This is a genomic window from Arachidicoccus terrestris (assembly GCF_020042345.1).
In the GTDB taxonomy this organism is placed as follows: domain Bacteria; phylum Bacteroidota; class Bacteroidia; order Chitinophagales; family Chitinophagaceae; genus Arachidicoccus; species Arachidicoccus terrestris.
Genome location: NZ_CP083387.1, coordinates 3,096,592 through 3,111,746, shown reverse-complemented (window position 1 = coordinate 3,111,746; position 15,155 = coordinate 3,096,592). Strand labels below are relative to the sequence as shown.

General features: G+C 39.9%; 13 protein-coding genes and 1 tRNA gene. 10 read left to right on the top strand and 4 right to left on the bottom strand.

All coding sequences use genetic code 11. The features are described 5' to 3' along the window. Positions 1–68 precede the first annotated feature (68 nt). Complete coding sequence (locus K9M52_RS12085) at positions 69–1,094, bottom strand: NAD-dependent epimerase/dehydratase family protein (RefSeq protein ID WP_224068682.1); 1,026 nt, start codon at positions 1,092–1,094, stop codon at positions 69–71. A gap of 60 nt (positions 1,095–1,154) precedes the next feature. Here K9M52_RS12085 and K9M52_RS12080 point away from each other — a divergent pair, with 60 nt between their 5' ends. After that, the gene (locus K9M52_RS12080; protein WP_224068681.1) at positions 1,155–2,444 is read left to right on the top strand and encodes a MerR family transcriptional regulator; all 1,290 of its coding nucleotides are present in this window, start codon (positions 1,155–1,157) and stop codon (positions 2,442–2,444) included. 68 nt (positions 2,445–2,512) lie between these two features. Then, positions 2,513–2,585, top strand: a tRNA-Phe gene (locus tag K9M52_RS12075). Between the two features lie 503 nt (positions 2,586–3,088). On the opposite strand, the gene K9M52_RS12070 is transcribed toward K9M52_RS12075, so the two are convergent. Together K9M52_RS12070 and K9M52_RS12065 are read right to left on the bottom strand one after the other, a co-directional pair. Continuing rightward, complete coding sequence (locus K9M52_RS12070) at positions 3,089–3,688, bottom strand: hypothetical protein (RefSeq protein ID WP_224068680.1); 600 nt, start codon at positions 3,686–3,688, stop codon at positions 3,089–3,091. Between the two features lie 423 nt (positions 3,689–4,111). Beyond that, entirely contained in the window at positions 4,112–5,119 is a 1,008-nt protein-coding gene (locus K9M52_RS12065; RefSeq protein WP_224068679.1) for a helix-turn-helix domain-containing protein, read from the bottom strand. 111 nt (positions 5,120–5,230) lie between these two features. Here K9M52_RS12065 and K9M52_RS12060 point away from each other — a divergent pair, with 111 nt between their 5' ends. The 6 genes from K9M52_RS12060 (at position 5,231) to K9M52_RS12035 (ending at position 9,909) form a co-directional block, all read left to right on the top strand. Beyond that, positions 5,231–5,884 carry a GNAT family N-acetyltransferase gene (locus tag K9M52_RS12060; RefSeq protein WP_224068678.1) on the top strand — a complete coding sequence of 218 codons (654 nt, stop codon included), beginning with the start codon at positions 5,231–5,233 and terminating at the stop codon, positions 5,882–5,884. 59 nt (positions 5,885–5,943) lie between these two features. After that, positions 5,944–6,996, top strand: coding sequence for a heparan-alpha-glucosaminide N-acetyltransferase domain-containing protein (locus K9M52_RS12055; protein WP_224068677.1), 1,053 nt, complete (start codon positions 5,944–5,946; stop codon positions 6,994–6,996). Positions 6,997–7,040: 44 nt separating this feature from the next. Next, positions 7,041–8,336, top strand: coding sequence for a lysine N(6)-hydroxylase/L-ornithine N(5)-oxygenase family protein (locus tag K9M52_RS12050; protein ID WP_224068676.1), 1,296 nt, complete (start codon positions 7,041–7,043; stop codon positions 8,334–8,336). 319 nt (positions 8,337–8,655) lie between these two features. Beyond that, entirely contained in the window at positions 8,656–9,087 is a 432-nt protein-coding gene (locus tag K9M52_RS12045) for an SRPBCC family protein (protein WP_224068675.1), read from the top strand. 16 nt (positions 9,088–9,103) lie between these two features. Next, a complete protein-coding gene (locus K9M52_RS12040) occupies positions 9,104–9,571 on the top strand; it encodes an SRPBCC family protein (protein WP_224068674.1) in 468 nt (155 codons plus the stop codon). 26 nt (positions 9,572–9,597) lie between these two features. Further along, positions 9,598–9,909 carry an ArsR/SmtB family transcription factor gene (locus K9M52_RS12035; RefSeq protein ID WP_224068673.1) on the top strand — a complete coding sequence of 104 codons (312 nt, stop codon included), beginning with the start codon at positions 9,598–9,600 and terminating at the stop codon, positions 9,907–9,909. A 295-nt stretch (positions 9,910–10,204) separates the two neighbouring features. Here K9M52_RS12035 and K9M52_RS12030 read toward each other — a convergent pair whose 3' ends face one another. Then, a complete protein-coding gene (locus K9M52_RS12030; protein ID WP_224068672.1) occupies positions 10,205–12,601 on the bottom strand; it encodes an ABC transporter permease in 2,397 nt (798 codons plus the stop codon). Between the two features lie 515 nt (positions 12,602–13,116). Between K9M52_RS12030 and K9M52_RS12025 the strand changes: the two genes are divergently transcribed. Together K9M52_RS12025 and K9M52_RS12020 are read left to right on the top strand one after the other, a co-directional pair. Further along, a complete protein-coding gene (locus K9M52_RS12025; protein ID WP_224068671.1) occupies positions 13,117–13,695 on the top strand; it encodes a sigma-70 family RNA polymerase sigma factor in 579 nt (192 codons plus the stop codon). A gap of 161 nt (positions 13,696–13,856) precedes the next feature. Then, on the top strand, positions 13,857–15,002 hold the full coding sequence (locus K9M52_RS12020; protein ID WP_224068670.1) for a FecR family protein: 1,146 nt from the start codon (positions 13,857–13,859) through the stop codon (positions 15,000–15,002). Positions 15,003–15,155 lie beyond the last annotated feature (153 nt).

Genomic DNA, 15,155 nt, shown 5'->3' with positions numbered 1-15,155 from the left:
TTAGCCCATTTTGACGGCCATAAAGGCTAAAAGTTGAATAAAATTCGCAGCCAAACTGTTAAAATATACTATAAATCGTACTTTCCTTTCAATACCTGACACGTCTCCATTATTGTTTCTTTAATGGGTCTGTAATTGAAACCAGGAAGGGCTTTTCTAAGCTTTGATGCATCGTATTTACAGACAGCCAAGGCAGTACGTGCCGTATTTTTATTTAATATTGATGATACCCCTAAAAGTTTGCTTTTCACGTATTTGATCCGCCAGACAATTTCTGCTAAAAACGGCGTAACCTTCTTGGCTGGCCTTGGAACAGAAAAGCCGTCAGCAATATTATCAAATAATTCTTTATAGGAAATATTAGCACCGTTTACGATGAAACGCTCTGCAACGATGGGGCTTTGCATCAATTCGATTGCTACGCTGGCAACATCTCGAACATCCACAAAACCATGCACTCCTTCTGTATACCAAGGGAATCCATCATATACCGATTTAAACATGGCTGTGGAACCGGTATCCCAATTGCCCGGCCCGATGACAATTGAAGGATTAATTATAACTGAAGATAATCCCTCACACAAACCTCTCCATACCTCTATCTCTGCAAGATGCTTAGACTTGGCATAATCAGACACCCCATGAGCGTTCCATTCCAGTTTTTCATGGATCACCGTATGAGCACCCTTAGCTTCGCCAATAGCCGCTACCGAACTAACATGAACCAATTTTTGCACCCCCCTTTTAATAGCGCCGTTAATCAGATTTGCAGTACCCTCAACATTGGTCTTATATACCTTTTCCTTCATTTTGGGATCAAAGGAAACCAGGCCGGCGCAATGGTAAATGCGGCTCACACCCTTTAGCGCATCTTCCAACGCCACTACATCCAACAGGTCACATTGCATCCATTGAATGTCATTATTTAGGTTTTCGGGCAGATTTCTGGCCAGACCAATTACATTATTGGCCCTGGCATCCAACTGCTTCAAGATCTGGCTGCCAATCAAGCCCGTTGCCCCCGTCACTAAAATTGTTTCTTTTGGATTCGATTCCACTTCTGTCCTGCTAAAGTTTGCACAAATTAAAGCCATTCACACGGCAATTCTCCATAAATTTAGGGTAAAATTGTTCAGGATCATTATTTTTACAGTATGCAGCAATTGTCCCTATTTGATTTTGGTGAAGAAGCACCTAAGCCAGAAAAGAAAAATAAAGCTTCGAAAAGTGGCATTGAGCAGTCTGACTCTGCCACAGATAAAGACAACCTCTCTGAACCTAAAGTAGAGGATATCGATAATGCGATAAAAGCCAACAGTCCAGCTTTGGATGAACTGGCAAATACAATCCCACCTGCAGAAGGGCAGCCTGGGTCTGAAAAGGAAACAGCCCTAACGGCTATACAATCAGACAAAGACATAGATAAAAAGGAAATAGCAGTAGCCCCTGAAAGAGAACAATCGGATATAGTTCAACCAGACAATAACGGTTTTACGGGCCCAGAAATGCACGAAACACGGCAAGCGGCCCAACTTGATCAACAAATTCCCTCCGATTCGAATGCAACATCAGACGAATCTGAAATTCCTGATCCAGGTGAAGCAAATACAGCAGAAACGCAGGCGCCGGTGCAGAAAGATAATGAACGAGTGTCTGGAGATGTAATATTTTCAAATGAGCAGGTTCGTGTAAAAAAATATGTCGTAAAGGCCATCGATACGGTATCTGTCAGGATGCCGCCAAAGCCGCTTGAAGCAGATATCAAGCCAGATGACGAAGCGTCCTTGGAAACAGAGGCAAGGAAATCGCCTGAGCTGGATACTTCATTTTCTCCAGATGAATTTGCATCACAGGAACTTGATCAGCAAGAGGCAACTGGTCCACAAGAAAATATCGCTGAAGCAAATTTACTGACAGATAATGAAATCATACATTCTGACACCAGATCAACGCCATCCGAAGGAGAAATAATTAATAATCAAGACAATAGATCTGAAAATGCAGCCAAGAAGCCTTTCTATATAGAGGATCAAACTGTACCTGTCAGAAAAAGAGGTCGTAAATCTTTTAAAGAAATAGATGCGGAGGTAGACCTAATAAATATTCCCTCAGATGAAGAACTCTTCCAAAAGCAATACTATCCTATTAGCGTTGTGGCAAAATGGTTCAGGGTTAATAATTCTCTACTTAGATTCTGGGAAAACGAATTTAAAATTCTGAAACCGAAAAAGAATAAAAAAGGCGATCGCTTTTTCAGGCCCGAAGATGTCAAGAATCTACAACTGATCTATTATTTGCTCAGGCAAAAGAAATTGACGATCAACGGCGCCATTAAACACCTCAAATCTTATAAAGAACAAACCGAGGTCAACATGCAGCTGATTCAGACTTTAAACGATTTTAAGGGGTTTCTGCTGGAGCTTAGGGCAGCTACCGAAAAATAATTTTCAAATAACTATCCCAGAATTTTGTTTTTATTATTTTCCAATTTACATTTGCACTCCTTTACAACGGTGCGGTAGCTCAGTCGGTAGAGCAAAGGACTGAAAATCCTTGTGTCGCCGGTTCGATCCCGGCCCACACCACCGAAGCGGCGAAATCGAATTTATTTTCGGAGTCGCCGCTTTTTTTATCGGCCAGAAGTCGCGCCAGATCCATCATATAATAGAAAAAACAAATTCATTCTTGTGGTTCGACATTTGTCATTCTGGCGATCATATCGAATCCCCTCCGGAAACACCAAAAATTGAATTTTCTGTATTAAGTAATAATCGCCAGAATTCCATATTGCAGCGGCTTTCCGCCCAAAAGTGACCGCCAAATCAATGTATTTTCAAGGTTCGACTTCTGCCAACCGCCTTCCATGAGTTTTAATTCAATTTGGCGCTTTTCAGCTTCATATTTGCCATCAAAATAAGTGACGAAATTTTAGCCTTGATCATAGTCCATACTATCCAATATCCTCGCATCGAATAGTTAATAGCATATTCTTTTAAGATCCTCTATAAAGAGTTCTAACCCATAATGGGCAAGATTTATGATCTGGCACAGGATGATCAACATGGCTGCAAGTTGACAACAATTCGTATCAATTTGTATTATTAATAAATAAGCATTCCCGACTATCCTTATGCAGTTCCCACTGTTTTAAAGCTTCCTCAAAAAAAGACTTTATATCCTTTTTTTCTCCATTAACACTCACTTTAAACTTGCTGTTATCTCTTTTAGTCACTAACATATACGGGCTATAAGTAAGTCCAGCGTCATAAATTGTGTCTATCGACTTAATATCAGGATAAAATGCAAATGATATTTCATCTTTCTCCTTATTTCTTTCATCAATCCAATAGGTGGCCAGCCGTTTATTTGTGAAAAAATTACCAGCAACTTTATTTTTATATTCGGAATAGAATTTATAAATTTTTTCATCTTCATTTAGTAGTTTCAATTTCTTTATATATTCTATATCCGACCTACTTAAACTGCTACCAGTTTGTATATGATTACTGCAGGAAAAGAAAACGAAAAAGATAATAACAGCAATATATTTTTTTTCATAACTTATTTTACTTAACTGTTGCTTTTGCCGGTCAGCATTCACTTTCATTGAACTGTTCCCTCCGGCTAAATCATGATAAAGAAAACCTGTGATGCCACTTATGTTATAATTCCCTTTTAAATCAGGCAAAAACTTCCGAGAATCATCTTTAAAGCAATTTGCCAGATACTATCATTAAGTTCTGCATTTGCTAAGAAAACAAAAAATAGACTTTATGATTACTGAATAGCAAACTCAATACTGAGAGTGTAAAACAAGCATGTCAGGGGCGGGTCCCACCAAACTCCTCAACCATTCTATCAATTACGGCTTCATTAATATCGTTAACCATAAACATCTTCACAATTACATTGGCTTGATATTTAACTTGAAAAAAAATACTCTTCCATAAATTTTATACCATACATTCTTTTTCTCAAACACAAAGGACATTTCATTGTCTTCAATGTTAAATTCTTTGTCTTTAACAAAATAAGTAATCAGCACTTTCCCACCCTGCTTGAATTTACTTGATGCAATTCATAAATCATATACCAACATAGCTTATTTTCGTTACCTTTTTCTATCCCTCTCTTTTCGAAAGTCAGAAGGAGAAATATCGAATTTCTTTTTAAACGCCTTATCAAACGCCTGAATCGTAGCAAAACCGGAATCCAAGGCAATTGCTTTAATGGAATCATTACTCAACGCCAGAGATTTCAGCACCTCTTCGAACCGGTTGTTTTGAAAAAATTCATAAACAGTAAATCCGGTTTCTCTTTGAAAAGATTTTTTAAACAATGTAGGGCTCATCCCCGCCATTCTGGCATAATATGCGATACCCTGAAATGCTTCGTCAGTCATAGTTATCTCACCTGTTATCTGATCTATTATTGAAGCGATTTCTGCCTGTCGACCACTGAGTCCCCGTCTTTGTGTTATTTCCGCATTCCAGAGAAAAATATGAGCCAGAAGTAAAAAGCCCCGTATATTAAAGAACAGTGAACTGCGATCTTTGCTGGTTATTGACCTAATCATAGACCGAACAAGATGCAATATCTGTTGGTTAGGAAAGGTCTCTTTGCCAAAAAGCGAAGTCTCCCTGCCAGCGTGGTAGTCGTTTAGAAATGGATAAACCAGCTCCGGCATAAAATCCATCAATATCTTGAAAATTCCTGGCTTAAAATGGAGATCAAACGTACTATAGTGCACTCCCTTTTCAAACCTTACGTGACTGTCCATGGCCAGAGAATGTGCTAGATTGACTTCATATTCTTTATGATTTTTCCATCCAAAAGGAGCGTGATTATAATTTATACTGTTTTTTATCAAAGTCGTAACCTCAATGCTCCGATAGTCCAGCGTTGAATGCCCTGTAAAACTGTGTATAATATCATAATCGCTCAACCAGGCATCAAAGAGCGGTCCCTGTTTTCCCTGAAACAGCATATCGCCAAAACCCGCCTGTACAGCAGCCACGTCTGCATCCGGAATGATGAGCCCAGAGCAGGTTGCAGGTATCATATCTGTCCAATCGATATAGGGAAACCCTATCGCATTCAGGTGAAACAGCTCCTTCATGTATAAAATTTTGTCCTTTTGGATAACAAAAATGTCCTCCAGGACACTTTGCTTGTTACGACGTAGAGTAGCTTGCAATTGATAATAATCACTAAACTAAAACATAAAGATATGAAATCAGATGAAAATGAGCAACATAATACAAAAGTTTTGGATAAAAAATGTCAATCGTTTACGAAGAAAATAGAAGTTCCCCTAAAGCGTTTCAATCGGCTAAAACTGTCTATTCATCACTTTACTCCTTCTTTATACCTGCATACTATGCATTATTGGGCATCTGCGACCTACAGTTCAAGGTTCTGGCAAATGAATATTCCTTTTCAGGAGTTTAAAGACCACTATGAGAGGCTGATCAAATCTGGAAAATATTTTGTCTTTATCATCTCAGCTAATAATATACCTATTAGCCAGGCTGAGATTTATCAAGTCCAGAATGACCCTCTATCTGAACACGTTGACGCTAAAGATTCCGACTATGGCATCCACCTATTAATGGCCCCGTATAGAGATTTGTTGACGTTTTTTGGTCAGCAGACAAGGGGGCTGGCAGCAGAAGCACTTGTCACGGTACTCGACATGCTGTTTGATACACTGGCTGCGACAAGTGTTTATGCGGAGCCAGATATCCAAAACAAACATGCCTGCAACCTGGCAGAACAGATAGGCTTCACTTTTCTCAAAAAAATAACTTTAAGAGAAAAAGAAGCGAAACTATATAAAATAACGAAAAAGTTCTTTTTATCCCTATATCGTCCCTCCCAATAATACTGTCACTTTCCGCAAAAGCGACACCTATTACAAAATAACTTCAAAACTTAATAAGAATGCTTAAACAACGTAATGTTACGCTCGACGTTTCAAAGGGCCTTATTTTGATCACACTGCCTGTCATACACAGTGTACTATTCTTTTGTTCTACATCCGTTCACCATTCAGGAGGCGGTAAAATGCTTGCATTAATTGCGGAACAGGCTGCACCCGTATTCATGATGACAATGGGTATAGCAATCACTCATGGAAAGCAAAAAACGGCGAGACAAATACTCAGGCGATCCTTAAAACTCCTGTTACTGGGTTACAGTCTAAATGTCCTAAAATTCGTCATTCCAGCACTCTGCCTGGGATTACCTGAAAGTCTTTTTATCGAAAACGGGATCAGAAAGGACTTCCATGGTCTATTCCGTCTTATAATAATTGGAGATATTCTGCAACTGGCAGCCATCAGTTATTTGATTTGTGGATTCTTGTATCGGGTACAGAGGTATGCACTGTGGGCAGCAGGTATCGCATTGTTAACTATCCTCTTCTCTCCCATCACCTGGAATATACAGCCAGCCGGTGTCATATTCGTGCATCCGGTCGCATTATTGAATGGCGTGCCGCCAGACAGCTTCTTTCCGGTATTTCCTTGGATGGCTTATCCCATTTCCGGGTTAGCTGTCGGTTATATAATGAAAAGTTTTACTGAGAGAAAAGCTTATCTTCTGTTATCTATATCGGGTTTGATATTTTGTATTCTTGGATTAATTGGAAGTCATTACGAGCCAACAGAATGGCTTACCAATTTCTATCGGCTGGGGCCCTCCGGTACATGCCTGCATGTAGGTTCAGCGTTACTGTTTATAACAAGCTGCCACCTTATCACGAAGGCACCTCGATCCTCCAAAATTATACAGTTTCTAAATATGTTAAGCAGGCAAGTAACTTTTGTATATATGATTCAATGGATCCTGGTTTGCTGGCTATTACCAGTATTCGGATATCATACGAAAACATTTCCATCTGCATTACTGCCCATACTGATCGTTACTTTAACCACTATCTTTCTTACCTACTTATATACATATACACAACCGAAAGCCTCAAGAGTTCAATAAGATCAGTTTAAATTAAAATTAAATAACATTTAAAATGAATAGTTATGAAAACAATTTATGATATGGTTGGAATTGGCATAGGCCCATTTAATTTAGGTCTTGCGGCCCTAGCCCAGAGCAAAACAAAACTTAAATGCATGTTTTTCGATCAAAATGAGTCATTTAACTGGCACACAGGAATGCTTCTTAACGGAACCAAACTACAGGTCCCATTTCACGCAGATTTAGTAACACTGGCAGATCCGAGGAGCCCCTTCAGCTTTCTATCATATTTACAGGCAAAAGGAGCACTATTTCGCTTTACCATTCGGGAAGTCTATTACCCCTTGAGAAAACAATATAACGACTACTGCCGATGGGTAGCCGGTCAACTCAAAAGTCTTCAATTTAGCTCTAAATGTCAGCAAATCAGCTTGGATAAGAAACATAAATGCTATGCTATTCAGATATATTCCAACAAAACCAGGCGAAAAAAAATATACCTGGCCAAGCGAATTGTCCTCGGAGTAGGTACAAGACCTAATATCCCTTCATGTATCACTTCCGAACTCCAAAATGTCTTCCATTCTGAAGATTATTTACAGAAAAAAGAAGTTCTGACGCACTGCAAAAGGGTTACTATTGTGGGTTCAGGGCAAAGTGCCGCGGAGATATTTGATGACTTACTTTCAAAAAATAAGTCTATTCACTGGATTACCAGATCTGCAAGGTTTTTCCCGTTGGACTATTCAAAGTTTGCCTTGGAGATGACTTCACCGGACTATATTGATCATTTTTATTCATTGGCACCGGAGGCGAAATCCAGGATACTGTCTCAACAGTCGAATTTATATAAAGGTATAAACGAAGAACTCATTAGTACCATCTATGACAAGTTATATGAGTCGTCGCTGGAGGAACCGGTTGAAAGGAAATACCATCTAGTACCCGGTTGCACTTTACAACAAGTGTGTCAGTCAGGGGCGAGCCTCAGCTGCACATTTTTCCATAACGAGACAAATAGTACTTTTTCAAATTCCACAGACGCACTGATCCTGGCTACAGGCTATAAATATGGCATACCAAATTTTATAGGTCCCCTTAAACCTACCATCCGTTGGGATTCCCAAGGTAAATACAATGTGCATCGTAACTATAGCATTGACAACGACAACTCGCTATTTATTCAGAACGGCGAAATGCATACCCATGGTTTTAACGCACCCGATCTGGGAATGGGCCCCTATCGAAATGCCGTCATCCTCAATACCATTCTGGAAAAAGAAGTATTCAAAATTGAGAAAAACGTCCCGTTTCAGAATTTTGGAGGAGGTGGGGACGCCACTGAAAGCAACAATTAACGCACAAAGATTTAAACCGATTATTGGTCTTTACGATCTCTCCTCCGGAAAACGACTCAAAACTTATGTCAGCAGAACGCCCTGCCGATTGTCGGTTTAGAAATTGAGATGACTCAACTAATGGGCTGAATCTTATCAATAAATTTATATACATCCCTAAAACATTCATAAACAGATAATTATAAAAACGGAAGACATTCTCTGCCTGAACCAGCATACATGATCGAGGAAAATAAATTTGCGTAACTCACAAGTTACTTATAAATTTGTGTAACCCCCGGGTTACGCGAAATTAAATAATCCAGAAAAATCTAAAAAAATGGATACACACCCTTTTACTATCGAGCGAACCTATAATGCTTCCGTTGAAAAAGTATGGAAAGCCATTACCGATAAAGAGGACATGAGACAATGGTACTTTGATCTCCAGGAATTTAAGCCCGTCGTGGGCTTCACATTTGAATTTTACGGTAAGGGCAGTTCCGGACAAGACATGAAACACCTTTGCGAAGTAACAGAGGCTGTGCCGCCCCGGAAGCTTGTTTATAGTTGGCGATACGAAGGATACTCAGGTATCTCTTATGTCACTTTCGAGCTTTTTCCAGAGGCAAGCGGCACCCGGCTTAGACTAACACATAGTGGTCTGGAAACCTTTCCGCCACTGGCTGATTTCGCCAAAAGTAATTTTGCTAAAGGCTGGACAGAGCTTATGGGTTCTCTACTTAAGTCTTTCGTTGAAAACAATCCGTAACGCTAAATTTAAAAAAATGGAAACAGCAAAAAATACGCCGGTCGTAGAAACCCAAATGCTGATCAGGAAGCCTGTCAGTGAGGTATTCCAGGCATTTATCGATCCAGACGTAACCACGAAATTCTGGTTTACAAAATCAAGCGGGCCACTCGAAGTTGGCAAAACCGTCCAATGGGAATGGGAAATGTATAACGTCTCGTCCGATGTATTGACCAAAGAGATCGTTGCCCACAAGCTGATATCTACTGAATGGGGTAACCCGGCAACTACTGTCGACTACGAATTTACCGCCGTGACAGATGACACCACCTATGTGATAATCAAAAACTATGGTTTTAACCTAATGGGAGATGAGCTGATAAAAAAGATTATCGACAGTACCGGTGGCTTCACAACCGTACTGGACGGGTTAAAAGCTTATTTAGAACATGGCTTACAACTTAATTTGGTTGCCGACAAATTTCCACATATTCAACAGAAATGACATTCTCTCAAAATCGATCAGGAAATATGGTGCCACTGGATGTTTTCCAGGTCATTGCAGACCCCAGCAGAAGGCAGATGCTATACCTACTTTCAAAAGATCGCTTATCAATCAACTCTCTGGCGGAGAATTTTGACATGAGTCGACCTGCTGTTTCAAAACATGTCAAGATTCTGTATAACGCCGGCTTCATTTATATTGAGGAGAAAGGGCGCCAGCGCTATTGCACTTTAAAACCAGATGGATTCAAACAGCTACAAGAATGGATGGCCTATTTCAATGGCTTCTGGGCAGAAAAATTAGATAAATTAGAAGTTCTATTACGTCAAAAACAATAAAATGCAATATCCTACCCTTAGGTGAGACCCATAAGTCGGAAAACTGCAGCAATTAATATAACATTTGGCAACTGACGAAGTAATGATCTCGGGCGATGGTCAGTATTGCCGTTACAGCGAATTGGCCAAAATTCAGACCTCATTAAATATGGTAGAGTTATTGAACAATAAGCGCACAGGCTTTTATTGATATGGTTGAAAATCGGCCTCAGTATATGGTGAAACGCCGATATCCTTTTATACAAAATATGGCTACGTCTAATGTCATGGCCCACTTTTTAAATTCCTTTACGGGCTATTCATTTTTTAAACTCTCTACCGGGTTGGCACAAGCTGCACGAAATGTCTGCATACTTACCGTCAAAAAAGCAATCAACATGACGAACAAGCCCGGCAGTATAAATATCCATACATTCAGGTGAATTTTATACGCAAAGCTTTCCAACCATTCAGAAGCAGCCCACCAGGCAAGCGGTATAGCGAGAAAAAAACCTATAAGAACGAGTTTCATAAAATTGCCGGAAAGTAGAACCATTATACTTCTAACGCCAGCACCGAATACTTTACGAATCCCTATTTCCTTGGCTTTTTGTTCGGAAATAAAGGCAGCCAAACCAAATAATCCCAAAAGCGAAATCAACATCGTAATCCCTCCGAAGGCTAACGTCAACCTGGAAACTTTCAGATCATCCTTATACAAATTGTCAAACACCTGATTCATAAACTGATATTCAAATGGCACTTGTGGTATAAACTCTTTCCAAGTCGACTCAATAGTTTTCATGCCTTCTTGTATTTTACCGGAAGCGATCTTTATAAAAATCTCACCTCGCGAATCATCATCACTATTTACAATCGCCATGGGCCCAATCTTGTCATAGAGCGACCTAAAGGCATAGTCTTCAATTATACCAATGATACGGCCAGTATCTCCATATCTTTTTGCAAAAAACCGGCCAACAGCCGGCTCTGGTATTCCTAACTCCCGGATCGCGGTCTCATTTAATATGAAGTTTCCCTTATCACTGTTATCATTGTTGAACCACCGCCCCTCTTTTAAATGGAAACTGAAAATATCATTAGCATCAGGCGATAACCCCAATCTAACTACCGACAACTTCAGACTGGTATCTATACCGGGAAAATAATAATTTGGGGCGCTGGAAGAGTTCATTATATTCCCTTCAATAGGTGTACTTCCAAAGGCCACAGTACGGATAACATTTTTAGCAAGTAATTCATTTTTTAATGTTTGACAAAACTCATTGATTCTTTGACCATTATACTTCAGTTTACGCCGGATCTCAGTAGGTAAATTAAGCATTACAACCTGATTCCTATTGTATTGGGCTGACGATGACTGAGCTAGTCTCATCTGTAAGTATACGACCAGGGTACCAATAATCAGAACCAAGCTAATAACAAACTGAAAAACGACTAATCCTTTTCGGAAAAAAGTACTTTTAAATTTTAGTATCGAATAGCCTCTCAAGAAATTTAGAGGCTTAAAATAAGCCATCGTAAGGGCAGGCAAAACGCCGTTCAACAATGTAGTGAGAAGTAAAGTACCTAGGATTATCTTCCATAACACGGGCAGAAGTAGGAGTAAGGTAAACCTCGACTCAGCGATATAATTAAAAATCGGGAGCAATAACCCCAGTAAACTCAGTGAAACGAATAAAGCGACCAGGCACAACAGAAATGACTCAGTGAGAAACTGGACAAATAACTGACCGCGCGTCCCGCCGATAATCTTTCTAATACCTATTTCCCTGGACCTTTCATTGGCACTTGCTATTGTAAGATTAATATAATTAACGCTTGCTATTACGAGTAACAGTAAAGACAAAATGCCAAATATGATTACAGAAGAATAACTACCACGCCTAAATACAGGATCATAAGAAACGTTATCAAAGTGCATATCTCTCAATGGCTGCAATGCGATCGACGCTTCCTTCTGCCCCGAAGCGTTTCTAATTAAGACATTCGCACTACTTTGGAAAGAAGCCAGCTTCGTGTCACGACGAAGCTTAACAAAGGTCCGGTAGCTTGCATTCCCCCAAGTATTGTCCTTATCCATTCTTCCAGGCTGCGATAGCCTGAAAGACATAGGCATCAACATATCAAATTGAAAGCTGGAGTTGACGGGGTTATCTTCTACTACAGCAGCCACGCTATGAAGATTAGAATCAATTGTTACGAGCCTGCCAACTGGGTCAATGTTGCCGAACAATTGTTTCGCCTTGGACTTGGTTAATATTAGTGATGAAGCATTTCTATTGAAGGTTTCAAAACTTCCATGTACGAGCGTATAGTCAAAAATATCAAACCATGCACTATCCACAACTCCAATCGATTCAATTTTATAAAGATGTTGACCAATGTGTACAGTCCTCTCATCCCGGGCGAGTCTTGCCACGGAAGTAACGTGGGGATCCTTTTCAAGTACATTGGCCAGTGGCAGTACGGTTATTGGATTTGGATCAGCTGCCTGGGAAAATTTAAATTCTGTCAGGTAAATATCCTGTACACCTTTATGATAATTATCGAAAGTCAGTTCGTTTTTAATCCAAAGCGAAATAAACAGAAAGGAGGTCAATGCCAGAGATAGCCCGAACAGATTAACGAATGTTGCAATTCTGTTTTTGAAAATGTTACGCCAGGCAATCTTAAGATAGTGTTTGAACATTTTTATGTCTTAAATAAATTAAAAAACGGATTGCTGTTGAATCAAAATTCTAATAATAAAGTTCATCTATAATAATGCCGTGATATAACCAATTGATTATATAATACTAACATGTATGTAAATAAATAACATGTTCGAAATTGATACATAAGGTGATCGAAACTGAACAAGCTGTCTCCTCCTATTATATCCACACAGCAATAAGAATAAAGCTGCTGATTGACCAATTAATAATACAGAATCGCTTGTATAAAACCGTAAAAAAATGATAGTAGGGCCGCTGCTATCATTCAATTGGAATGCGAAATTAGGAGTTCATAGCTGCCAAACGATCTTCGCAATCCCCAAAGTGAATCGATAGAGTCAACAGGTGCTATTTGCGCCAGCAATATTTCTTTACATGTTCATGTTACCTCATTGAATAGAAATTCAACTATTTTTACCAAACATTCAATGATTTTAGTATTTAATATTCACAGCATCCGATTTTTATCTAGATTTACGTTAGTAATGTTATGCCCAAAATACAATCACATACGGATGCCGAACTCATGCACCTTCTAGGAGAAGATGATGAAGGAGCCTTTAATGAAATCTATCGGCGATACTGGAAGTTGCTCTTCTCAGTGGCTGTCAATAAATTAGAGGATTACGGAGACGCCGAAGTCGCCGTACAGGATGTATTTACAGATCTATGGAATCGTCGGGCGGCCATCGAAATTACCTATTCCCTTAAATCCTTTCTGGCAGGCGCGGTAAAGTTCAGGGTATATGCGACGCTTGCGGCCAGACAAAAACTCCAGAGAAAGAAAGCAGTGCTGACAAATGTCACAAGAGTATTGATGGAACACTCTGTTGATGACATTTACCGGTTTAAGGTGCTGCAGGAGCAAATCACGCTGGCATCAAACAAACTGCCCGAGCGCTGTCGGATAATTTATAAGTTAAGTCGTGAGGCAGGTTATTCAAATAAGAGAATTGCCAGAAAACTTTGTATATCAGAGAAGACTGTCGAAAATCAGATAACGAGGGCTTTGCATCAGCTGCGGACAGCCGTACAGGGCATGCTTGTACTATTATTTATATTGAATTGATCGGGCCTTCTTCAAACCGGCAGTTTCTCACAGTTCCAACTTAACAGGCCCTGCTCGTTCGCTCCCATTATCATAAGCCAAAACACATCCATTCTATTATTTTTTTCATCTGGCTTGGGGGGTAGCTGTCAGATTTTATACATGTATATAAAGCGCCATTCATGAGCTCATACCCAAATCGTAGTATTCGCTATTATCAAAATCTGGCCGGCCGCTTGTTTGACGGAACGATCACCCCGGAAGAAAGGGCGGAACTTGAAAGCTGGTATAACAGCAATCAGGATCTGGATATAGAGCTTCCGGAAAATATAGCGGCGAGCGAAGACGCGCATGCAGATAAATTAATGGTAGCCATTCAAAGCCAGATCCGTCTTGAGAATAAACCCAAAGGCACTAAAGGTTCATTGTTCATATGGCTGTCAATTGCAGCAATAGTTATTGTCATAATAGGCGCATTTTGGTTTTTAGATACTGGTGTTAGACAAAACGCTTCGCAAAAAGCGCAGAAGATCGCAGAAAATACGAATATTGTTCCAGGACATACGGGAGCCGAACTCCGTCTTGCCAACGGCAAAACAATCATTCTGGATAGTTTAAAAGACGGAGTTGTATTGCAGGAGGGGGATGTAAAGATCGTAAAAGAGAATGGGCAATTGAAATATATTGGTAGCGCCGACCAGCCCGTTTACAACGACGTGGTAACGGACAGAGGAAGGCAATGGCAGATGTTTTTACCTGATGGTACAGAGGTATGGCTCAATGCAGGCAGTAAGCTGCATTTTCCGATCTCATTTAAGGGACAGAAACAACGAGTTGTCGAGCTGACGGGAGAAGCCTATTTCAAAGTCGTACATAACACGGCGCAACCTTTTAAAGTAATTGCCGGCAATCAGATAATCGAAGACATCGGCACTGCATTTAATGTAACGGCTTACGAGGATGATCACAACGTAAAAACAACGCTGATCGAAGGCGCACTTAAGGTCAATGAAACCCTTTTACAACCTGGGCAACAGGCCAGCACAGATAGAGGCGGTCATCTGAAACTTAAACAAGTCGACACAGACGAAATTACCGCCTGGATGAACGGCCAGTTTTCTTTAGACAATGTCTCCTTTGAAGAGGTGATGAAACAGCTGTCAAGATGGTATGATGTGGATATTCAATATGATGGCCAAATACCGGAGATCAGGCTCGGAGGGATGCTTGACAAGCGATCCAATCTTTCCGATATTATAAAGTCATTGAACGAGTATGGTGTCCATATAAGACTAAACGCCAAAACACTTATCGTTTCACCTGAGTAATATATGAATGTTATGATGCATTAACCCCGCCATTCAGCCGTAATTATCCTTCATAATACAGCTAATATGCTCTTTTATCAGAGGGCATGTGCAGGGTATTATTATAAATGGACCGACTTTTATTTAACCCTCATAATTTGAAAAAATGATTAA

What these genes read in the sequence shown, in the direction of transcription:
- K9M52_RS12085 (WP_224068682.1), bottom strand. Translation starts at nt 1,094, where the DNA reads ATGGCTTTAATTTGTGCAAACTTTAGCAGGACAGAAGTGGAATCGAAT.
- K9M52_RS12080 (WP_224068681.1), top strand. Translation starts at nt 1,155, where the DNA reads ATGCAGCAATTGTCCCTATTTGATTTTGGTGAAGAAGCACCTAAGCCA.
- K9M52_RS12065 (WP_224068679.1), bottom strand. Translation starts at nt 5,119, where the DNA reads ATGAAGGAGCTGTTTCACCTGAATGCGATAGGGTTTCCCTATATCGAT.
- K9M52_RS12060 (WP_224068678.1), top strand. Translation starts at nt 5,231, where the DNA reads ATGAAATCAGATGAAAATGAGCAACATAATACAAAAGTTTTGGATAAA.
- K9M52_RS12055 (WP_224068677.1), top strand. Translation starts at nt 5,944, where the DNA reads ATGCTTAAACAACGTAATGTTACGCTCGACGTTTCAAAGGGCCTTATT.
- K9M52_RS12050 (WP_224068676.1), top strand. Translation starts at nt 7,041, where the DNA reads ATGAAAACAATTTATGATATGGTTGGAATTGGCATAGGCCCATTTAAT.
- K9M52_RS12045 (WP_224068675.1), top strand. Translation starts at nt 8,656, where the DNA reads ATGGATACACACCCTTTTACTATCGAGCGAACCTATAATGCTTCCGTT.
- K9M52_RS12040 (WP_224068674.1), top strand. Translation starts at nt 9,104, where the DNA reads ATGGAAACAGCAAAAAATACGCCGGTCGTAGAAACCCAAATGCTGATC.
- K9M52_RS12035 (WP_224068673.1), top strand. Translation starts at nt 9,598, where the DNA reads ATGGTGCCACTGGATGTTTTCCAGGTCATTGCAGACCCCAGCAGAAGG.
- K9M52_RS12030 (WP_224068672.1), bottom strand. Translation starts at nt 12,601, where the DNA reads ATGTTCAAACACTATCTTAAGATTGCCTGGCGTAACATTTTCAAAAAC.
- K9M52_RS12025 (WP_224068671.1), top strand. Translation starts at nt 13,117, where the DNA reads ATGCCCAAAATACAATCACATACGGATGCCGAACTCATGCACCTTCTA.
- K9M52_RS12020 (WP_224068670.1), top strand. Translation starts at nt 13,857, where the DNA reads ATGAGCTCATACCCAAATCGTAGTATTCGCTATTATCAAAATCTGGCC.